19 protein-coding genes are annotated in these 22,054 nt (G+C 39.1%); 9 read left to right on the forward strand and 10 right to left on the reverse strand.

The window, feature by feature from the left end:
- Positions 1 to 185: 185 nt before the first annotated feature.
- The 5 genes from ABDW32_RS05525 to ABDW32_RS05545 all read right to left on the reverse strand — a co-directional run bounded on the left by ABDW32_RS05525 (position 186) and on the right by ABDW32_RS05545 (position 8,125).
- On the reverse strand, positions 186 to 1,613 hold the full coding sequence (locus ABDW32_RS05525; RefSeq protein WP_343560232.1) for a TolC family protein: 1,428 nt from the start codon (positions 1,611 to 1,613) through the stop codon (positions 186 to 188).
- Between the two features lie 24 nt (positions 1,614 to 1,637).
- The gene (locus ABDW32_RS05530; protein WP_343560234.1) at positions 1,638 to 4,826 is read right to left on the reverse strand and encodes an efflux RND transporter permease subunit; all 3,189 of its coding nucleotides are present in this window, start codon (positions 4,824 to 4,826) and stop codon (positions 1,638 to 1,640) included.
- 19 nt (positions 4,827 to 4,845) lie between these two features.
- Entirely contained in the window at positions 4,846 to 6,042 is a 1,197-nt protein-coding gene (locus ABDW32_RS05535; protein ID WP_343560236.1) for an efflux RND transporter periplasmic adaptor subunit, read from the reverse strand.
- A gap of 77 nt (positions 6,043 to 6,119) precedes the next feature.
- The gene (locus ABDW32_RS05540; protein ID WP_343560238.1) at positions 6,120 to 6,719 is read right to left on the reverse strand and encodes a TetR/AcrR family transcriptional regulator; all 600 of its coding nucleotides are present in this window, start codon (positions 6,717 to 6,719) and stop codon (positions 6,120 to 6,122) included.
- 104 nt (positions 6,720 to 6,823) lie between these two features.
- The gene (locus ABDW32_RS05545; protein ID WP_343560240.1) at positions 6,824 to 8,125 is read right to left on the reverse strand and encodes an ATP-binding protein; all 1,302 of its coding nucleotides are present in this window, start codon (positions 8,123 to 8,125) and stop codon (positions 6,824 to 6,826) included.
- A 567-nt stretch (positions 8,126 to 8,692) separates the two neighbouring features.
- Here ABDW32_RS05545 and ABDW32_RS05550 point away from each other — a divergent pair.
- The 3 genes from ABDW32_RS05550 to ABDW32_RS05560 all read left to right on the forward strand — a co-directional run bounded on the left by ABDW32_RS05550 (position 8,693) and on the right by ABDW32_RS05560 (position 13,201).
- Entirely contained in the window at positions 8,693 to 9,142 is a 450-nt protein-coding gene (locus ABDW32_RS05550) for a DinB family protein (RefSeq protein WP_343560242.1), read from the forward strand.
- A 615-nt stretch (positions 9,143 to 9,757) separates the two neighbouring features.
- Positions 9,758 to 12,313 carry a BamA/TamA family outer membrane protein gene (locus ABDW32_RS05555; RefSeq protein WP_343560244.1) on the forward strand — a complete coding sequence of 852 codons (2,556 nt, stop codon included), beginning with the start codon at positions 9,758 to 9,760 and terminating at the stop codon, positions 12,311 to 12,313.
- A 102-nt stretch (positions 12,314 to 12,415) separates the two neighbouring features.
- Positions 12,416 to 13,201: a LuxR C-terminal-related transcriptional regulator gene (locus ABDW32_RS05560; RefSeq protein WP_343560246.1), complete on the forward strand. Its 786-nt coding sequence runs from the start codon at positions 12,416 to 12,418 to the stop codon at positions 13,199 to 13,201.
- A gap of 48 nt (positions 13,202 to 13,249) precedes the next feature.
- On the opposite strand, the gene ABDW32_RS05565 is transcribed toward ABDW32_RS05560, so the two are convergent.
- Positions 13,250 to 13,912: a DUF1349 domain-containing protein gene (locus ABDW32_RS05565; RefSeq protein WP_343560248.1), complete on the reverse strand. Its 663-nt coding sequence runs from the start codon at positions 13,910 to 13,912 to the stop codon at positions 13,250 to 13,252.
- 260 nt (positions 13,913 to 14,172) lie between these two features.
- On the opposite strand from ABDW32_RS05565, the gene ABDW32_RS05570 reads away from it, so the two are divergent.
- Together ABDW32_RS05570 and ABDW32_RS05575 are read left to right on the forward strand one after the other, a co-directional pair.
- Positions 14,173 to 14,769, forward strand: coding sequence for a class I SAM-dependent methyltransferase (locus tag ABDW32_RS05570; protein WP_343560250.1), 597 nt, complete (start codon positions 14,173 to 14,175; stop codon positions 14,767 to 14,769).
- Between the two features lie 145 nt (positions 14,770 to 14,914).
- Positions 14,915 to 15,823, forward strand: a complete 909-nt coding sequence (locus ABDW32_RS05575; RefSeq protein ID WP_343560252.1) for an NAD(P)/FAD-dependent oxidoreductase — start codon at positions 14,915 to 14,917, stop codon at positions 15,821 to 15,823.
- Between the two features lie 88 nt (positions 15,824 to 15,911).
- On the opposite strand, the gene ABDW32_RS05580 is transcribed toward ABDW32_RS05575, so the two are convergent.
- Together ABDW32_RS05580 and ABDW32_RS05585 are read right to left on the reverse strand one after the other, a co-directional pair.
- Positions 15,912 to 16,130 (reverse strand): hypothetical protein, encoded by a 219-nt coding sequence (locus ABDW32_RS05580; RefSeq protein ID WP_343560255.1) that lies wholly within the window; start codon positions 16,128 to 16,130, stop codon positions 15,912 to 15,914.
- 23 nt (positions 16,131 to 16,153) lie between these two features.
- On the reverse strand, positions 16,154 to 16,462 hold the full coding sequence (locus ABDW32_RS05585; protein WP_343560257.1) for a helix-turn-helix domain-containing protein: 309 nt from the start codon (positions 16,460 to 16,462) through the stop codon (positions 16,154 to 16,156).
- A 142-nt stretch (positions 16,463 to 16,604) separates the two neighbouring features.
- Between ABDW32_RS05585 and ABDW32_RS05590 the strand changes: the two genes are divergently transcribed.
- Positions 16,605 to 17,204, forward strand: coding sequence for a nitroreductase family protein (locus ABDW32_RS05590; RefSeq protein ID WP_343560259.1), 600 nt, complete (start codon positions 16,605 to 16,607; stop codon positions 17,202 to 17,204).
- 139 nt (positions 17,205 to 17,343) lie between these two features.
- On the opposite strand, the gene ABDW32_RS05595 is transcribed toward ABDW32_RS05590, so the two are convergent.
- Positions 17,344 to 18,288 (reverse strand): 3',5'-cyclic-nucleotide phosphodiesterase, encoded by a 945-nt coding sequence (locus tag ABDW32_RS05595; RefSeq protein WP_343560261.1) that lies wholly within the window; start codon positions 18,286 to 18,288, stop codon positions 17,344 to 17,346.
- A 333-nt stretch (positions 18,289 to 18,621) separates the two neighbouring features.
- On the opposite strand from ABDW32_RS05595, the gene ABDW32_RS05600 reads away from it, so the two are divergent.
- The 3 genes from ABDW32_RS05600 to ABDW32_RS05610 all read left to right on the forward strand — a co-directional run bounded on the left by ABDW32_RS05600 (position 18,622) and on the right by ABDW32_RS05610 (position 20,244).
- On the forward strand, positions 18,622 to 19,179 hold the full coding sequence (locus ABDW32_RS05600; protein WP_343560263.1) for a Crp/Fnr family transcriptional regulator: 558 nt from the start codon (positions 18,622 to 18,624) through the stop codon (positions 19,177 to 19,179).
- Positions 19,180 to 19,257: 78 nt separating this feature from the next.
- A complete protein-coding gene (locus ABDW32_RS05605) occupies positions 19,258 to 19,575 on the forward strand; it encodes a multidrug efflux SMR transporter (RefSeq protein ID WP_343560265.1) in 318 nt (105 codons plus the stop codon).
- 198 nt (positions 19,576 to 19,773) lie between these two features.
- Positions 19,774 to 20,244 (forward strand): hypothetical protein, encoded by a 471-nt coding sequence (locus ABDW32_RS05610; RefSeq protein ID WP_343560267.1) that lies wholly within the window; start codon positions 19,774 to 19,776, stop codon positions 20,242 to 20,244.
- A 266-nt stretch (positions 20,245 to 20,510) separates the two neighbouring features.
- On the opposite strand, the gene ABDW32_RS05615 is transcribed toward ABDW32_RS05610, so the two are convergent.
- A complete protein-coding gene (locus tag ABDW32_RS05615; RefSeq protein WP_343560269.1) occupies positions 20,511 to 21,971 on the reverse strand; it encodes a S41 family peptidase in 1,461 nt (486 codons plus the stop codon).
- Positions 21,972 to 22,054 lie beyond the last annotated feature (83 nt).

Here is a 22,054-nt window from a genome sequence, read left to right on the forward strand (position 1 = left end):
ATGCCGGGATCTAGTAAGAGTAAGAGTAAGAGTAAGAGTAAGAGTAAGAGTAAGAGTAAGAGTAACCAAATGGGAGGGGAGCGTTATTCCTTCAAGGCTGTTGTTATAAAATAAGACAGGAGACCCTCGCGGTCCCCTGTCTCCCAGATATGTGATATAAAATTAGAAAAATTGCAAATCTTTAATTAGTTATTGCTCCAACCACCTCCTAAGGAGCGATACAGATCTACTACAGCCGAAAGTTCGGCTTTCTTCACCTGAGCCAGCTCAAGTTCGCTTTGTAATATATTGCTTTGCGCGGTGATTACTTCCAGATAGGTTGCCATACCAGTTTCGAAGAGAAGATTAGCGTGTTTTGTAGCCTCTTTTAAACGTATAGTTCTATCCAAGGTAATCTGTTCTTTTTCCTTCAATTTTTGGATTGAAATCAGGGCATCAGAAACTTCTCCGGCGGCTGAAATGACTTTTTGCTTGAAAATCATCACATTCTTCTCTTGCTCGATGCGTGCGAGTTCATATTGCGTTTTCAGCTCTCTACGCTGAAAAATGGGCTGTGTAATACTTCCTGTAATTGCACCAAATAAAGAGGCCGGCAGATTAAACCAGTTACTTGTTTTAAATGCATTGACACCAGCCTCAGCACTAATGACCAGCGAAGGATACATTCTTGCTTTAGCAGATTTTTGATAGGCCTGTGAAGCAGTGACAGCAAGTTCCGCCTGTTTAACATCAGGGCGATGGCTTAGTAAATCCGCTGGTATTCCTATTGCAAGATCTTCGGGAAAACGAACGTTGGCCAATTGTTCCTGTGTTTTGATTTCCGCAGGCAGTTTTCCACTGAGCATTTGGATCGCATTCTCTTGAAGATGAATTTGTTGTTCAAAATCAGGTATAAGCGAAGCAGCGGACAGACGTTGGGCATCGACTTGTTCCAATGCAAGCAATGTAATATCGCCAACTTCATATTGTTGCTTGACAATACGGAGCGTGGTATCGCTCAATTTTAAATTTTGCTGAGCGATATCCCGTAACTGATAAAGCATCAATAGTTGGTAATAACCTTGCGCCACTTGGGCAATTAATTGTGTTTGTATCACTTTTTTTGCTTCTTCAGTTTGCAGGTAAGAAGCCAATGCCGCCGCATTTTGATTTTTGATTTTCCCCCATAGATCGGCCTCCCAGGATAAACCAATGGATGCTGTATAGTCTTCGACATGATGCTGTTTTAAAAATTGATTCAAGCTCAACCCGTTCATGCTATTATTAGAAGGGTTGGTACTATTTCCTCTGACCTGCAACTGTGCTGAAGGCAGGTAGCTTGCCTTTGCCTGCTTTAAGCTCAGTTGAGACGACTCTATATTTTTCAGTGCCAATTGCATGTCCAAATTATGTTGGATAGCGCTGTCGATCAAACCTTGTAAAACACGATCTTGAAAGAAATCACGCCATGGAATAGAACCAATATTATTTTCTTTTGTTGCTATTCCCTGATCACGGTATTGCTGGGGCAGAGTGGGAGCAAGATGTTTATTGCTAACCAATTTATCTGTTTTACAAGACCACGCGACAAAAGATAAGATGAAAACCGTCAATAGTTTTACATTTCTATTCATATATTCTGATGTTGTCATTGTTCACTAATTATTTGTATGCATAGGAATTTCCAAAGAAATATGCTCATTCTCCAGTTGCTTTTCTTTTGCCGTACCACTGACTTTCTCCTGGATAAACTGAAATACGATGAAGAGGATAGGAATAATAAAAAGTCCTAATACAACTCCACTAAGCATACCACCGGCCGCAGCAATACTGATCGAGTGATTCCCTTGTGCCGAAGGACCCACGGCAGTCATCATGGGAATCATACCGACAATGAACGCCAATGAGGTCATGATAATAGGTCTCAGACGTAAGCGTGCTGCTTTAAGTGCGGCGCTTGGTATAGAAAGTCCCTGTTTTCGACCTTGAATGGCGAATTCGACAATTAAAATGGCATTCTTCGCCAGTAACCCGATCAACATGACCAAGGCTACCTGGACGTAAATATTATTGGCCGTATCAGTGAAGCTAATTGCTGCAAAGACGCCAAATATACCTGTTGGAATAGAGAGTATAACCACTAATGGAATAATGTAACTCTCATATTGTGCCGCGAGAAGGAAATAAACGAAGATCAAACAGAGGATAAAAATAAGCGTGGACTGACCTCCGGAAACAATTTCTTCTTTCGTCATACCCGAAAATTCGTAGGTGAATCCAGTTGGCAAATGCTGTTTGGCTACTTCTTCCACGGCACGGATTGCATCTCCTGAACTATAACCTGGTTTTGGGATCGCATTTATTCCGATTGAATTGAATAGATTGTAACGCGAAGCAGTCTCTGGGCCGTATACACGTTCCAGTTTAACCAAGGTATTAATAGGTACCATGTCGCCTAATCTGTTTTTAACAAAGATTCCATCCATAGAAGTTGGTTCGCTACGATCTTTTGCGTCAGCTTGGACCATCACACGATAATACTTTCCGAATCGGTTAAAATCTGACGCCTGCGCGCTACCAAAGTAGGCTTGCATGGTTTGTAAGATACTTTTGGTACTTACACCAAGTTGTTCGGCTTTGATGTCGTCCACTTGTAGCTCGTACTGCGGATAATCGGCTTTGAAGGTTGTGAAGGCCATCATAATTTCAGGACGCTTCATGAGTTCACCGATGAACCCTTGACCTACTGTACTGAATTTGCCAAGTTGTCCTCCTGTTCTATCCTGAAGAACCATATCAAGTCCGTCGACATTACTAAATCCGGGAACCGTAGGGAAGGTAAATACAAAAAAATTCGCACCTTTGATATTTGCCAAACGTTGGTTGACATCAGCCATAATGGCGTTGATGTCCTTGATATTACCACGTTCTTCATGGGGTTTCAACAAAATAAAAGCAACGCCCGCAGAAGGACTGGTGGATTGCGTTAAAATATTAAAACCGGCCAAAACGTTTAATGTCTTGGTGAAATCAGCATGTTGAAGCTGCTTTTCAGCTTCTGCCAAAGCACCTGAGGTGCGATCCAATGAAGCACCAGCGGGCATCGATAGTGATATGGCAATAAAACCTTGGTCCTCGGAAGGGATAAATCCGGTAGGAGTACGACGAATCATAAAAACTGTCAGCAACAAGGTGATACCCAGTCCCGCAAAAGCTACCCATTTGTAACGGATCAGAAAACGTAAGCTGCCTAAATAGTTTTTAGTCAGGCGGTCAAAACCAACGTTGAACCCTGTGAAGAAACGTTCTTTGAAATTAAGTTTCTTCGTCTCGTCGTGATTATGATGCGTGGGCTTTAAAAATAATGCACAGAGGGCTGGACTTAAAGTCAAGGCATTGATCGCTGAAATTACAATGGCTATGGCCAGGGTAAAGGCAAACTGTCGATAGAAAACTCCCGTCGAACCTTCCATAAAACCAATAGGCAGGAAGACCGCAGACATGACCAGGGTGATAGAGATAATGGCTCCTGTGATCTCACTCATGGCAGAGGTCGTTGCTAATTTGGGCGGGAGGTTATTATGCTCCATTTTGGCATGTACGGCCTCGACTACCACGATGGCATCATCCACGACGATACCGATGGCTAATACAAGTGCAAATAAGGTCAATAGATTGATGGAGAAACCAAATAGCTGCATAAAGAAAAATGTCCCTACAATCGCCACAGGTACGGCAATTGCCGGTATCAGTGTTGATCTGAAATCCTGGAGAAATAGGAAAACAACCAAAAAGACCAAAATAAAGGCTTCGATCAAGGTATGTTTAACTTGATCAATAGATTGATCAAGCGCGTCCTTGGTATTATATAAAACAAGATATTTTACGCCCTTTGGAAAACTTAAGGAAGCTTTCTCCATAAATTCCTGTATAGCAATCTGAATTTCATTGGCGTTGGATCCCGCTAATTGCATGACACCTATGTTGAGTCCTGCTTTACCGTTAATACGCGTATGACTTGCATAAGTGTACGATCCCAGTTCAACACGAGCTACATCTTTAAGCTTTAAGACGGAACCATCCGTATTTGAGCGGATAATAATGTTCTCGTAATCGCTTGGTTGGTTAAGCTTACCTTTATATTTGATAACAAATTCAAAAGCTTCACGGCTGCTTTCCCCAAATTTTCCTGGAGCAGCTTCGACGTTTTTATCTTGAATTGCCCCCATCACCTCCTCCGGAGTTAATTTGTAGGCGGCCATTTGATTTGGATTTAGCCATACACGCATGGAATAATCTTTACTACCACCGAAAGCCAATGCTTGTCCTACCCCAGGGATACGTTTAAGTTCAGGAATGATATTGATCTGCGCATAGTTGGTGATAAAAGTTTGGTCATATTTACTTTCGTCCTCCGTATATAGATCCAATACCATGATCAAGCTATTTTGTTGTTTGGCGGTTGTAATTCCCGCCTGAACTACTTCGGCAGGGAGCTGGCTGGTAGCCTGTGCCACCCGATTCTGCACATTGACAGCAGCCTGATCAGGATCAGTGCCCAATTTAAAATATACTGTAATCATCAATGATCCATCGTTGCTCGCGGTAGAGCTCATATAGCTCATGTTTTCGACACCATTGATGGATTCTTCCAAAGAAGGAGCTACGGCCCGAAGTACTGTTTCGGCATTTGCACCGGGATATAATGCTGTTACCTGTACTGCTGGAGGAGCAATATCTGGAAACTGCTGTAAGGGCAGCTTTAATATACCGATCACACCCAGTATTACAAGTAATATGGAAATGACAGTGGCGAGTACAGGCCTCTCTATAAATTTCTTAAGCATAAGTTTGTCGTTTATAATATTAATTGATGCTGTCTTTTGATAAAGGTTGTGGCGTGATTTTTTGTCCGTCTTGCAAGAGGTCTATCCCTTTATAAACAATACGGTCTCCGGTACTGATACCTTTACTTACAAGATAATTTGAACCACTTTTTCCAATGACGGAGATAGGCTGCTGTACAACTTTATTTTCTTTTCCGACAGTATACACAAAGATCTTGTCCTGCATTTCAAGTGTGGCAAGTTGTGGCACCAATAAAGCTTGGTCATATTTCTTTGGGAGTCTGACACGGCCGGTATTGCCATTACGCAAAACGCCCTCAGGATTACTGAATGTAGCGCGTAAGGTAATCGCTCCTGTATTTTTATCAAACTGTCCATCTACCATATCTATTTTTCCTTTTTGATCATAGACGGTCTGATCGGAAAGAACTAAACTGATCGGAGGGAGGTTGTTCAATTTTTGCTGAAGATTATTACCTTCCGTATTATTTTTGAAAGCAATAAAATCATTTTCTCCCAATGAGAAATAAACATGAAGATCTCTGACATTAGACAATGCTGTCAATGGTTGTGGATCTGCCGGCCCCACTAAACTTCCTTGTTTACGTTGTAACCTTCCGATATAGCCTTCAGCCGAAGCACGGATCAGTGTGTAACCTACGTTTATTTTAGCGGTTTCTACCGCCGATAAAGCCAATTGAACATTTGCTTTTGCAGCATTACGAGCACTGATTGCTGTTTTCAACTGAAAGTCAGTCAATACTTTGGTATTGACTAATTTTGTTTTTTTCTCAACCTCCAGTTCAGCATTTTCCAACGCTGCCTTTGCCGCTAGTAGATTGGCTTTGGCCTGATTCAACTGCTCTTGGTATGGGCGATCATTAATTTTAAAAAGTGCCTGTCCTTTACTGACTTTCGCGCCTTCATCGACAAAGATCTGTTCCAAAATCCCCTCAACCTGCGGTCTGATCTCGATATTCGCCGAAGCTTCTATTGTTGCTGGATATTCCTGATAGACGGTCTCATTGCCGTTTTCGATGGTAACAACTGGAAGGCTAACAGGAGGAGGATCAATAGGTTTGCTGGTTCCTGTTGAACAGCTGTATAAAAAGATTGCACTCAGCACATATGCAGTCTTTACGATATTAATTCGTTTAACACTGTTAAGTGCAGGAATGTAAATCTTCTTAAGACTTGGTGATACATTTGTTTTCATGTGATATTAAAAATTGAAGTTTTGGTGTATTTAACGGTGTTAGATTTTTTAACGTTGTATTTTTTAATGAAAAAAAATTAGTCAGTAAGCGAGCGGGTGATACCGTAGATCGCATCTTTTAGAACCTCTTGGTTGGTATTTTCGCCATTACCTTGGTTAACCAAGTTGATTGATATCAGCCCATGTATAATTGACCAGTATGTAAAATACTTTCTACAGATCAGATCTTCCGGTGGATTTTTATCCTTCATGATCTCACGAATCACATCACTAATCAATTTGCCATGGGATTCTGCACATTTATACGTTTTTTCAAATCCACAGCAGGCAGTTCCAACGCCAAACATGAGTTGGTATAATTCGCGCTCCTCGAATGCAAAATCCCAATAACTTAACCACATTGCCTCCAATTGTTTCTCCAGGTCGGTTTGGGTTGATTTGGCTTGTCTGACTTTTTTGGCAAGTAAGAGATAACCCTGGTTGGCGAGTTCGTTTAAAATTGCATCTTTATTTGCGAAGTACTCATAAATCATCGGCGCGGTATATTCTATAATATCCGCAATTTTACGCATACTCAATGCCTGCCATCCCTCTTCTTTAACGATTTGGAGAGCGGCATCGAGAATATTTGTTCTATTCTCATCCTTGAGGCGTTGTATGCGTTCTTTACTACCCATGCTTTAATGCATAAATGATTTAACAGTGTTAAGCAAAATTGAAACTTTTTATTTTATTTAATGACATAGAAAAGTCATTAAATAAAAATACCTCTCAATATCGCTTAAATGGCTCCTTGATCAAGATTATTGGGAAGTATTAGTAGCTGTTTTATTCGGTTCCGCTCTTTGTCAGACAATGGCATTGCCTTTTCAAGTATGGGTAGGATCTCTGCATTTTTCTCTGTTTGTAGTAGAAGATCCAGGAAACCTAAATAGGTACGGATCAGGTCGGTTTTGACTCCAAAGAAGATGCGCGGATCTATGATATAAATTTCCTGAACCAATGCGAGCAGTATTTCTTTTCTTTTCCTGTCTTTTTCTGTTTGGTCGTAAGGGGGAAGAAATCCTTTTTTTTCTAATTCACTGAGTTTGATAGCAACGGCATTTTCACGAATGTATTTTTTTTGCTTCCGTTCAAGAAAATCGCGCAATTCAGCAAGCAAATTACGGTAGACAACTTGCTTATCTTTGCCCGTGAAAAGATTTATGTCCGTGGAAACGCTGATGTCTTCCTGTTCAAAAGTGTCAAAAAAGTTGGATGTCACATAAACGGAGTGATGGAAATCGATTGCATTATTGTTAAAGCTACTGAGAACTTTTGCCACTTCTCTTTTTTCGCTATTGCGCAAATAATAGTAATAGCGGTCTCCGATCTGCTGGTTCCAACGAATGTAATTGACCTGAAAAGTATAGGAGGAATCACCTTCAGGATTATATAAAGTCCAAGATAGCAGATCCGTTTCTTGAATCAGATGATCATATATCAATTGCACCCCATTAATCCGTATTGTGTAGCCTAAGTCGCGGTTAAGGTAGAGAAACCAGCCAAATTCCTGCGCCATGAAATCTATAAATTCTTGAGATTCTAAATGGGAGGAATTTAGCCCGAATATTCCCTCCAATCTCACCTGGGTTCCTGTCTGCTGGTTTTCTATCGGGATACTTTCGCTAACGTCATACTGTTCTTTGCTGTCCCTATCGATCTGTATGCGGTATGTCTTTAAAACCTCTTCTTCTTTGACAATGGTATTCCAGATCGCTCTTGTTGCAAACAATGAAAAAGAAAATCTACCTTTTCCTTTCTTTCCCCTCGTGTACGAACTTCGCTTGATGCTATTTTTCTTTACCGAATCGAGGAAATTACCAAATGAATAGGGGAGTGTATCGAAAACGATCCCCTCTCCATTATCGCTGATGCTGATACTGTTTATATAACCGAGCTCGTTGCTATCAATTGCAATGTCGACTTCGGTAGCTTTTGCGTCAAAGCCGTTCCATATATATTCAGCAATGACCAGTTTTGGATCTTTAGGTAAACCGGCGGATTCTATACTCAGGTTGGTTATCTGCGTGTTTTTTTTCATGATGATGGCAATTCTAGTAATTAAAATTTAAGGCATTAAAAACAACAGTTCACACAATAGATAGCCTACTTTGTGTTAACTCTTTTATTCCTAAACTTCTTTATAGCATAAGTTAAGGCATACGAGATCCCGAAATAAACGATAAGGTTCAGTAGAAGATATATGCCGATGAAATATGTTCTGTCCGTTGGTTCTGGGTAATGCCTTCCGCCCAGATACCGATAAAAGGGAAAGGGGAAACCAATCGCATCGTTACCATCCGCGCGACTTTCAAATCCCGAAAATAGCATAGTTAGGATTACTGTTAAAATAAAAAATAGAAGCCAAGTTGCTTTTGGAATCTTTGGAAGCATATGCATAAGCCCTTGTTGATATCAATAAAAATACAATATCTTACGGATATTTCTCGGATATATTTGTCAATAGGTTTAGGTCTACGTTGTCAGAATTTTGGTGGAATGGAGTAGTTTTTTCTTCCTTATAGAAACAATTATTATTGTGAAAGCGTTAGTTTTGATCGAGAAAAATGATAAGGATATTATAGTGAAAAAATATTGAAATTAAGTTATGCTTATAAAAACATTGAAGAGTCTATTTTATCGAGATCTAAACAGATTGAAAACAGAAATTATATCCTATAGTATAGAAGAGAATATCTGGATTATTGATCGGAATATTGCGAATTCAGCCGGAAATTTATGCCTGCATTTAATAGGGAATTTACAGACGTATATAGGAGCGGAGATCGGAAAAACAGGTTACATCAGAAATAGGGAGGCAGAGTTTGCGTTACGGGATATTCCAAGAGCGGTGCTTTTAGATGCTATAGACGATACGATCCGCGTCGTTGATCAGGCGTTGGACAAGCTGAAAGAAGATGATCTTAAGGCGATATATCCTATTTTGGTATTTGACGAGATGACAACAACGGAGTATTTGTTGGTGCATTTAACGACACATTTAACCTATCATCTAGGGCAGATCAATTATCATCGTCGTCTATTGGATAAATATTAATTTTGTGTTCGATGTCTTATAATGAGGATTTTCTTTCATGAAGTAAATTTAATATAACAATCCAATGGGTATAATGAGGCTAAAGCGACTGACTATAAAGGATCGACCTATTTGACCGTAGGGTTAGATCATAGCAATGATGCCGAAAAGTTGAGAGAAGTGGCGACGATTCTGTAAGCGAGCAGGAGTATCACTGTTGGTAGGTACGGTGGAGAATAGGAGGGTAGGGTGATGCCCCTTGAATATATCATGCGTATAGAAGCAGGTGTGTATGTCGAGATAACAGGGCTTGTGGTTGATAAAGCGTATGAGCGAAGGTCTGGGAAGGTTATCGATTGAGGAAGTCAGACAGCGGAAAAACGAAAGGTTGCCTTCGTTTGCGCGTAAGTCCTAGGAACAGAAAGTAACAAATTTTATGGAAATATGGGATTTCAAGTAAAAAAAGGATCAGAAAATTTTTGATTCCATGCTTTAAAATAGGAACTTTAGCCCGAATAGACAGTCGTATTTTGGTTATTTAGGACAGATGACTATAGATCTATTGCTTAACGAAGAAAGCGGAGCAGCATATTCAATTCATTTGGATGCTGATTCTTGCAAAGACCGACTTAGATAATGAGAAGAATCTTTACTTTAATCGCTTGCTGTTGTGCTTTAAACTCACAAGGCCAAAAAATTGACAGTATTACATCGACTATAGCACCTGAATACGATAGGGTAGGCTTGGTTCATCGTTTCTGGTTGGGCGATAGCTACCGTAAATTATATAATACGCCTGTAAAAATGCGTGTTATGGATCTTCGGACAGAAAAAGGGGGACTTCATGTGGTGAAATTGGGCGGTGGAATGCAGACTCAATCGCTTCGGATGGCCGATCCTTCTGGTAGAGAATGGTTACTCAGGTCTATTCAGAAATATCCCGAACGCAGTCTTCCGGAGAGTCTTCGAAAAACATTTGCAAAAGATATCGTACAGGATCAAATTTCAATACACCATCCATTTGGAGCTTTGACTGTTCCGCCATTTAATAAAGCCCTGGGTATTCCACATGCTTCTCCTGAACTCGTTTTTGTTGGCGATGACCCTGGATTTGGCGAATATCGGGAGGTCTTTAAAAACAGGCCTTACATGTTTGAGGGACGTACACCCTTTGAAGATCAAAAAACGGATAATAGCGCAAAAGTTATCCGAAAGGTATTAGAAGATAATGACACCCAGATCGATCAAAAACTCACCTTACGCTCGCGGTTACTTGATTTTACGTTAGGGGATTGGGATCGCCATCAGGATAATTGGCGATGGGATCCTGAAAAAGAGAAAGGTAAGAAGATTTATACTCCGGTGCCGCGTGATCGGGATAAGGTTTATTATAAAACCTCAGGGCTGTTTCCTACCTTACTTTCCTATCAATGGTTAAAGGCCCATTTACAGCCATTTAGCCCACACATACGTAATGTGCCGCATTGGAATTTCAACGCTCGTCATTTTGATCACTTTTTTCTTACCCATCTCACAGAAGACGAATGGATCGATGAAATAAAATTTGTTCAGAAAACGCTTACCGATTCGCTGATTCATCAGGCTATGCTTACCATGCCTGATACTATCGTAAAATTAAGTGCGAATGAACTGGAAACAAATATTCGTTCCAGAAGGGACGAACTTATGCAGAGTGGGCTCACTTATTACCGCTTTCTTGCCCGTGTTGTTGATTTGCCCCTGTCGGCCAAATCTGAATTCGTTGATATCGATTACAATAAAAATGGTTCTGTATCAGTCAGCATACACAATAAGAAAAAGGATGGTACTGAGGGGCGAAAGCTGATAAAACGGACTTTTTTACCTAATCAAACTGAGGAAATCAGAATCTATGGGATTTCAGGTTCGGATGAATATAAAATACATGGATCTGGCCGATCACCTATTAGACTCCGTTTAATAGGTGGAAAAGGTGAAGATCTATATCGTACTTCTGATAAATTTGACAACGGTCATAAGGTCTATATTTATGATTCTAAAAATCAACAGGCATCCAGCATTCAGGTTGATAAAAATGTACGACTAAAATTAAGCGCAGATACGGCTATTCATCAATTTGAGTATGATAATTTTGTATACGATCGTAAAGGAGTCGTGGTCAATCTGGATTATGGTGTTGACCGCGGTCTGATTTTTGGGTTAGGATACCTGATCGAAAATCAAGGGTTTAGGAAGAAACCCTATGCTTATCGGCACCAGTTTATGGCCAGTTATTTAACAGGACGCGAATCATTTATGTTTGATTACAAAGGCCACTTTAAGAAACTGATAGCGGATCAGGATCTTTCTATTCATCTTTCATCCCTTGGCCCTAGGAACCTGAGCAATTTTTTCGGTTATGGAAACAACAGCCTGTTTGAAAAATCGGATTCGAGAAGTATTTCTTACTATCGGAATAGATTTGATATTGTAAGTGGCGACATTTTTCTGGAGAAGTACCTAAATCCTAAACTGAAATTATTTTATGGATCATCTTCCGAGTATTACAACAGTAAAGAGGCTAATAATATTGGAAAATACTTTGAGGAGTTTAATACGAAGTTTCCTTCTGAACCTATTTATGGAAACAATTTTTTTACGGGAATTACAGCTGGGATAGACTATGATACACGTGACAACGTGGCAAATCCAAAATCAGGTATACATATGCATACCAGAGTGGGGTGGAATGCGGAGATTGGCGGTGAGACACGGAAATATACAAAGCTACATCACGCGATGAGTTTTTATAAAACAATTGCCAATGACTACATCACATTTGCGAATAGGACCGGGATAGATGCGGTTTGGGGAGATCCCTATTTTTATCAGCATGCACAAATTGGCGGAGAAATGAGTCTTCGTGGCTATAATTCAAGACGCTTTACCGGGAAAACAGCTGTATATAATAATTTTGACATGCGATTGAAACTATTCAGTTATTCATCCTATCTTGTTCCAGGAACGGTAGGAGCGATTGGTTTTTACGATATTGGAAGGGTTTGGATGACGGCAGAAAGTTCAGATACATGGCATATGGGTTATGGCGGTGGAATTTATTTTATGCCGGGAGAGCTTCTTACGATTCAAGGTGTACTGGGTTTTAGTAAAGAAGCGACTTTGCCTTATATTAGAATTGGTCTTTCTTTTTAAGCGTAAATGCTTATCCAATAAGGGCGTTGGGGAACTTCGTTCAGATTGTATATAAGATAGAAATGCTCGGGCGACCTTCACGAACTTGCGAAATATTTAACTATGGGATCGGATTTAAAAAAGACACTAAACAAAAATCTTGTTGGTAAAGGACTGCGAAATACGAGTGTAGACTTGTCTGTTTTAAGGTACTATAAGCAATATGCGAAAACATATGCCGACATTCATAATGGAATTGTGGTATTGAGTGATCTGACGGCCAACTGGAGTTTTACCTTTATGGGCGCGATTGCGGAACGTTTACATTTGAGTTCAGCCAAAAGAAAATTGGAAATTAATAGTATATGGGAGGATTTTCTCTTAGAACGCGTACATCCCGAAGATCTGGCGGTAAAACATGCACTTGAACTGCAATTTCTTGATCTGGTCAAGAAAACCGAACCGAAAGAACGATTTCGGTATCAGGCAAATAGTATACTTCGTGTAGAAGGAAAAGATGGACAAATAATGTTGATGTCGCATCAGATTATCTATTTGGATACTCCCGGTCAAGAATTTCCCCAATTGGCATTATGCTGCTATACGTTAATGCCTGATCGAGAAGATCGTCAAAGTAAGAAGAACTATATTTTTAATCAGGTCAGTGGCGAAGTTTTTCCCCTTGATAAACAGGAGGTGAAGGACGTCATGAGTGTGCGGGAGAAAGAGGTTTTACGGTGTATAAGAGCAGGGATGATCAGTAAAGATATTGCCGAGAAGCTAGCTTTGAGTGTTAATACCATCAATCGACACCGACAAAATATTCTGCAAAAACTGCGGGTGCGCAACTCACATGAAGCGATCAGTATATACAATAAAATGTATCATCAAGATGATACTTCGCTATAATAAAGAGTCTGTCAAAAGGGTAGTTTTTGACAGACCTTACTAATCGGCTCAGTTGGAACTATTTTCTTTTAACCATTTGGTTCTACGCTGGTCGGGAAGATGCTTGATCCCAAAGTGTTCAAACTTAGCCTGGAAGCCTTCACCATCAGGGGATGCCCCCATCAAACCAATCCTGACAGGATGATTGTCTTGTAACCATGCATTTCTCATCATCACATACTCCTTGTCATCAAAAGAATAAAAGAACTCTACCGCATCTAATATTCGAATTGCTTTTATCCATATAAAAGGGATTTCTTTATCTATTGGTACGATGCTCCAATCGCTGGTTCGATGCGTGACGACAGTGCTCAGATTGTACTTGCCATCGACAAATTCTATTCCCGCTTTTATATAATTTTCATGATCTATACGCAGCATGATGCCCGCTTGATCAAAACGATTTTTGTACTTGGCGGAAATTTTGACCTTCACTTCAAATTCACCCCCTCTCTCCGTGTAGAAAAAAGGTGCGTCATCTACTGTAAATCCATAATGTGATATACGCCAGTAGTCGCTTTTAGGCGTGACGAACATGGAAAGAGAGTTGTTGTTGACCGCCCATTCCGTAGGTTCGTTAAACCAGGTCATCTTGTCCAATTGTTGTGCAGAGACCTGTGTGGCGAAGAAAGGAAGCAATGAGGCGGCAAAAAATGTCTTTATTTTTTTCATTATAATCTTATTAGCAAGAGGTGTATTCTTTTTTCTAAGGGCAAAGATATCGTTGTTATGCTGTCTTTTTCAATACTGAAAAATAACCATTATATGAACAGCGATCTTTAAATGTAATTTATTTGCAATTTAATTGCATTTATAAATGTTGCTACATAGTTGCAATAATAAAATATCTTACCTTCGTCTATATTATTGAAATTAAAGGTTCATAAGAGACAGAATTCAATTAAAAAAACTTAAAGTAAAAGCTTACTGGTATGGAGTTTTGGGAACGTAATTTTATAGAAAAAGGGGAGATGTGGGGTGGAAGTCCGGCTCATTCAGCACACCTAGCGAAAGATTTCTTTATAGCAAAAAATATCAAAGAAATCCTTATTCCTGGCTTTGGCTATGGGCGAAATGGTCAATTATTTCTAGATAACGGTATAGCTGTTACAGGAATTGAGTTGTCGAGTACAGCAATTGAAATCGCCAGAAAATATGTCGGAAGCCAGACGATCATACATCATGGTTCGGTCGTAGATATGCCATTTGATACCAAAAAATATACTGGTATATTTTGTTACGCACTCATCCACCTTTTGGGAACTGAGGAGCGGGCGAAATTTATAGGTGACTGTTACGAACAGCTATCCGACGATGGTTACATGATCTTTACGACTGTATCAAAAAAGGCCAATATTTATGGACAAGGCACTTCCATAGACACAGATCGTTTTGAAATGTTTGGAGGGGTTAGCATGTTCTTTTATGACCTGAAGTCTATTCGGTCGGAATTTGAAAAATACGGATTGATTGAAATCAAGGAAGTAGAAGAGCATTATCCTTTTTATCTGATCATTTGTAAAAAATAGAATAAACAAAACAATCATAGATGAAACGATACCGATTTATTTAATTCGCCTGCTGGAATGAATAGGTTCGTTAGACGAAAACCTTACCTACAGGTCCATACCATAAATCTGTTCGTATCATAAGCATTTAATCAAATTTATAAAGATGAAAGACGATAAAAATTTTGATGTCATCATTATTGGCGGGAGTTATGCCGGACTTTCGGCAGCAATGGCACTGGGACGATCACTACGTCAGGTGCTTATTATTGATAGCGGTCTACCATGCAATAGACAAACACCCCATTCGCATAATTTTATAACTCAAGATGGCGAAAAACCATCGGTTATTGCTAAAAAAGCGAAAGAGCAGGTTTTAAATTATCCAACAGTAAGATTTCAGAACGGACTTGCCGTAAGTGGAAAGAAAACAAACAATGGCTTTGAGATCAATACTGAAAATGGTGAATTATTTAGGGCAAAAAAGTTGATTTTTGCGACTGGAGTAGAAGATATCATGCCAGGTATCCAAGGTTTTTCAGCCTGTTGGGGAATTTCAGTTATCCATTGTCCATATTGCCATGGATATGAATTCAGGGGCCGGAAAACAGCGATTATGGCGAACGGTGAACGTGCTTTACATTTGGCATCTTTAGTTGGCAATCTCTCCACCGATCTAACAATATTGACTTCTGGAGAAGCAAATTTCAGCGTGGAGCAGGCTGCAAAATTGAAGAAGCACGGTGTAACAGTCATAGCAGAACAGGTTAGTAAAATTCAGCACAAGAATGGGTGGGTGGAAAAAGTAATTTTCAAGAACAACAAAGCGATAGCATTTGATGCCGTATATGCAGCAATCCCTTTTAGACAGCATTGCAATATTCCTGTTGCTCTGGGCTGTGACTTGACTGAACAAGGACATATTGTCGTTGACAGTTTTCAGAAGACAACTATAAAAGGGGTTTTTGCATGTGGCGATAATGCGAGCATGATGCGGTCTGTTGCCAATGCTGTAGCAGCGGGAAATTTAGCTGGAGCAATGGTCAATAAAGAATTGGTGGAAGAAGACTTCTGATGTAGACTTGAAATATTGCCGAACAACAAATTTAATCTCAACTTCAATCAGAAGCGATCTGGAATGAACGCTTCTGATTGAAGAACTTTTAGCAGCCATTGCCTTTAGGCAAATTTAAGCAGAAATTTTTCAGAAGTTCAAATATATCGGATTCGATCCCAAAGCTATATCGGCAGACCTCAGCCTGATAGTGTAGAAAATCAGTCTTTTTATAGGTTTTTATTTTTAACACAGCCTTGCGTGCATTGAGGTTGTTCCCGTCGAGCTGTTCAACAATGCTGTTGATCTTAAGGAGATATTGATTCATGAGTTATGAAAAAAGCACAGTCATTACTTGGATTCTATAACCTGTTGAATTCCTTCAGTTCTACTTGCAGTTTCCCTACCCCATCGTGCAATAGATTCCAATAGAGGAATAAGTGTCCTGCCAAATTCCGTAAGTTCATAATCAACCTTTAAAGGCGCTTTGTCCGTATGTACGGTCCGTGTGACCAAGCCGTCTGCTTCCAGCTCCTTCAGCTGCAGGCTCAAAGTACGTTCGGTAATCATTGGACATTCTTTTCTCAGCTCATTGTAACGTTTTTTTTCAATTAAATGAATGAGGATGACTGCTTTCCATTTTCCGCCTATGTATTTCATTGTCAGACTGGTACTGCATGGGTATTGTTTGTTGTCTATCAAATACATCTGTTACTATCAACTTTGACCGTTATTGCAAATATATAACACTATATTTAAGTTTGCAACTATAAAAAATATAGTTAATTTAAAATTGTATGTTATGTCATTTATAGAAACAGCAAAACAACGTTATACAACAAAAAAGTATAATTCAACAGAAAGAATTTCAGCGGACAAGATTGCTGAACTAAAAGAGATACTTCGCCTGAGTCCATCATCTATCAACAGCCAACCTTGGAAATTTTTCTTTATTTCAGACGGAGAGACGAAAACGAAATTAGCAGAAGCATCCTATTGGAATGCAGCGAAAATTAATGAGGCAAGTCATCTGGTCGTCTTTAGTGCGCTTAACGACGTGCAACGATTCGAGGAGCAGATCAACAGCACGCTTCCCGAGGGATCGATAAATTATTACCATCGTTTTTTAAAATCACAGGGAGAACAACATGTGCAATCCTGGATGAAGCAGCAGGTATACCTTTCATTGGGATTTTTTCTTGCGGCCTGTGCGTCAAATCATATTGATGCAACGCCAATGGAGGGAATTGAGAATGATCGTTATGATGAAATCTTGGGGCTTGAGCAATACCATACCTTATTTGCCGTCGCCATTGGCTATCGCAGTGTAGAGGATTCAAATCAACCTAGCATAACAGCTAAATCGCGTTTGAATATGGCGGATATTATTCAGGCAATATAGTTGTTTTTTAATAGGATAGGGGCGACCAAAAAACTCGGTCATCCCTATTGTTCTTTTTTTTTCGTAACCGCTACCGTCTTTTTTCAGTAATCCAATTTCAACGGAATCCATTTTTGCGATTGCTTATTACCAGCAGTGGTTAAGGTAGGCTAATTTTTTTCCCTTGCTCAGGAAAGATATAATTTACTCTTAAAGGATTGTTTTTTAAGAGCTCCTTTTTTATGATTTCTGGATTATCTCTTGTTGGTTTGCGGTGGGTGACCACGATGTTAAATCCTTTTAAATCATTTTGTCCGATTTTATCTTTTAGTTTGTTTAATTCCTCTAATAATAGATTGGGGGTAAGATGACCGAACAGGAGGTTTTCGGCTTGACTATTGGGAAAAGATACCTCAATTAATAGCGTGTTTAATTGACCTTTTGTGATCAATGGAGCAATAGTTTTCCAAAGATTGTCTAGTCGGTCAGCCTTTTCAACCCGGTCGGCCCCGGTATCTCCGAGATAAAGTAGATAATGATCATGATGGCGTAGCAGTACGGCGCTGCTTTTATATGGATTTACATGGCTTAATTCGTAAGCCGTCAGGAAGAAAGGAGTATTTTTTGCTGCAAGTTCTATTCCTTCCTGCAATTCACTGTAATGATACTTTCCAAGAATTGGTTTTTGACCCTGATCAGCAAAATTAATCCAGGTATCGTTTATAAAATAATGGTTTTGTAAAATCTGGAGCACAGGAGCAAGAGCAAATATATTCTTTTTGTTATCCGCCGGAGAATTGATAATCAGACCGGATAGATGATCTAAATGACCATGAGAAATAAAATACCCTTTTATTTGATTGTGTAAAATCGTTTCTTCTGTCCCCTGGAGACTTTTCAGCTGTATGGCTTTTCGTATCCCGGTATTTATTGTACCGGCATCCAGACAGAGAAATGCAGTGTCTTTTGGGGCTCCAACAAGATAGGCCGATAGATTATCCTCTTGCTCACCACCGTATATACCTAAAGGGATTAGGTCAAAATGTTGCGCTTGGGAGGTAATACATACAAAGAGGGCAACAAAAGAAAGTAATATTTTTTTCATGCTATTAAACTAAAAAATCATCCTTAAGCAAGGACGGGACAAATTTACATTATTTTTTAGTTATTGATCGTTTCCCTGATTTCTGGATTCTGCTGGAGAATAATATGCTTTAGTGCCAAAAAACAGCTCTTATTGAGTTCTTCCTGGCTTAAATAAAACTGGTTGAGTTCGTGCATATCCATAGATTTTGAATTGCTATTTTCCAAACGGATTCATTTTTATTGATCGGTTTGCTGTCTAAACAAAGTTACACTACACTTGACATTTTTATCATATCCTTCACTGCTTTTTTGAGAGTTTTGTATCTTCAGATCCGTTAGTTTATAGTAAATCATGAATCCATTAATCCAGCAGCTCAAAAGATATGGGCAGCTCAATGAATCGGCCGAAAAGGAGATTGAACAAAGAGTCAACTATTTTTCGAAGCGTAAAGGGGAACATTTTCTAAGAGAGGGACAGCATGTGTCCAGTTATTTTGTATTAAGTAAAGGTCTAATTCGTGCCTATTTCTTCAAAAATGGGCGGGAACTCAACAGCTGGTTTGGTGAAGAGAATCAAATTTTTGGATCGATATTACCTGTATATACAGAAAGACCTTCCTTTGAGAATATTCAGTTTCTTGAAGATTCAGAGGTCTATGCAATCGCTGTAGATGATCTGAATGAGCTCTATCGAAAATATCCCGAGTTAAACCTTATCGGAAGAAAAATTGCAGAGGAGGTATGTATCGTCCTCGAGGAACGTATTATCTCATTGCATACCGAATCTGCTATAGAACGTTATCAGTCACTTATCAAGTTGCAACCAAATTTGCTAAATCGGGTCAACCTCGGTCACATTGCATCCTATTTGGGAATTACACAGGAGACGTTGAGCCGGATCAGACGCTAGGGAACGATTTTGATATAGATCAAAAAATGCAGCCGGTCAAGTCACTACTTTTGTGGAGGATCATTTAAATAATTGAAAATGAATTGGATTGCATTAATTATTGCCGGTATTTTTGAAATTGGTTGGCCCTTAGGATTAAAGATGGCCCAACAGCCAGATAGCAATAAATTTGGTTGGATTATATTGGCTGTTGTCTCGATGACTATCAGTGGAGGACTATTGTTTTACGCGCAAAAAGCCATCCCAATCGGTACGGCCTATGCGGTTTGGACCGGTTTAGGGGCCGTCGGTACATTACTGGTCGGGATATTCTTCTTCGGCGATTCAGCAAACGTCTTTAGACTTTTGTCGGCGACGTTAATTGTGGCCGGGATCGTAGGTTTAAAAATATTTTAATAACAATCGAAGGATTTTGATATCACTGCCAATAAAACGGAACGATATCAGAATCCTTTCTGTTTTTTGGGAAAACTCACTCGTTATATCGTCCATATACTGCATGATTTGTATATTCTTTATCTAAAAAAATATAATTTAGTTTAGAACATGTTCTAAAAGAGGATGTTGGGATGATTTTTGTTGCGTATATAAATTATGAGGCAAGAATTGGCAGATAAGATAGCATTGTATAGTAAACGGTACGGTTTGTTTATGCATCCCGACTATGTGAGTTTTGCCCGTGATACAACAAGGCTGTTGATTCGCAATGAATGCCTGCGTGTAGGGGATATAAAAATTTATCAGGACTATGTAGCTTCCCATTATCCTGAAGATCTCCCTTGGGAAATGAAACAATATCAGGAAGCGGCCAAGGCTTTGATAAAAATGGATAAAGTAGCTGCTATGACCTGGGTTACAGCAAATCAAATTAATCTTTTCGAATCAGATATTTTTATTGATGATGAAGACGCAATTTTACGTCCGATCCAGTTTAAGAACGATGATATGCTGCGTTACAATTTTAATACCTTGGAAGAGTTGATTTATAATCATCAAATACCCGATGACTTATTTCGCAAAAACAGGGCATACTTTTGGATAGATGCTCGTATCGATTTGCGATAATAGTTCCGACTGGCAATAGAGCAGTCTATAGTGGTACTTTCCAAAAGCATATTAAACTGCCTCCAAACTGCTTACAAGGATAACAGATAGTAAATATCAGTGAGTCAGGTACAGTCTCTTTCGTTATCGTTTTACAATCCTTATGCTTAATATTTAGAAGCTGCCGGAGTACAGTATATCCACCAAAAAATATTGGAAAGGTTTCTCAGTTTGGTAAATACAATAACACAATTATTTAAATACTGCCTGTTTTTTGAAAACTACAGTTATTTCGAATCTTCAAGTACTTTTCTGACATAGTCAACCCACTCGTGGTCAGGTATACTTTTGTCTATGTAATAATCGGGTTGTACCCCTTTATTATCAATGGACATTTCAGGGATCCGGTAACTTTTGCTAAGAGAATAACCTAGTCTATATTCTTTGCAAGGGGATTCAACAAAATACATATTTGAGATGTCAAGAACACCAGCAGTTGTTGTGCCGAAAAGCTTAACTTTTTTACTTTGCTTAGCTTCCAATAGAAATTGCTCTGCCGTGCTTCCATTTCCACCATTGATGATAATCCCAACTTGTTTTGGGTAAGGCAAAGTTGTGTAACTTGAATCGATACTGATCATTTTTTGATTTGGCCTAACATTGACAAATTGTCCCAAATGATTGCTCAAGCTATCATAAGCAGCTTTATAGAAAGGTAGGTCTCTTGGATCAATTCCATATTCCTCATACTTTTCGCAGAAGTCCAACATCCGCTGATTATTTAATTTTGTGGAATAAAATGTTACACCAACCGTACGAATAGGATTTGTATATAAAAAAGGAATAATTTCAGCATAACTGCCATCACTGCCACCGCCGTTATTGCGGATATCAATAATTAAGTTTTCTGTTTTTTTCAACTGTGGTTTATTCGCGGCGATAAGGCTATCAATTGTTTGTTTTTGCCTACCGTTAAAACTGGGGATACGTAACAGAATTGTTTTTGCATTGATCCTTTGCAGATAGGGTTTAGCTGTTGAGTATGATCTTGCAAAATCAGCTTCCAACGGAGTGTTTTCTAGTATCGGATATTTTCTAGTGTATAGATAATTACCCAATTGAAAGATATTTTTCCCAACGGCTAATGTGGAGGATATTTTTTCCTGGGATTTATCTCTAAGATAATAAGTGCCTTCTGATAGTTCATTATTGAGGGTGAATTTGACGTCACCAACCATCCAATTATCCGCTGTAGATCCGACGATAATGCCTTTATATCCCTCAGAATACTTTTTGATCGCTACTTGGTATGGGGGAGAGTCCCATATCCCTTCTAGATTTTGTTCTTTTTTTATAGCAAGGTAATTTTTGAATTTCTCTTCCGATATATCCATAGTAGGATGATTGTTCTTCGTGGTAACATTAGCTTCTGAAATTAATGAGTCAACATCTTTTCCATCGATTCGGTTGATCGATAAATGTCCTTTGCGGATAAACTGTAACCATTCTGACAGGAGTTTTGTGCAGTCTAAATTTGATTTAATCCCCGATAATTTCTGTTCTATTTTAGCGTTATGCGCTTGGTAAGCGTCCAATCCTTTCTGATCTAAGGCATATTGAAAACCAGCATCATTTTCTTCGACAATTTTTTTGACCCATTTAAGGTTTTCAGCACAATTGCATTTTTGTGCTTGTAAATTGTAGTTGAAAATGAAAATAAAAACAAAAGATAGAATAAGCTTAAACATATTATTTAGGATTTTTAATTAAACGAGAGAGGACAATTATTTGGCCAAGTTCATAGTTGCCTTGTTGTGAGTTAGATAGGATT

Source organism: Sphingobacterium sp., assembly GCF_039596235.1.
GTDB lineage: Bacteria > Bacteroidota > Bacteroidia > Sphingobacteriales > Sphingobacteriaceae > Sphingobacterium.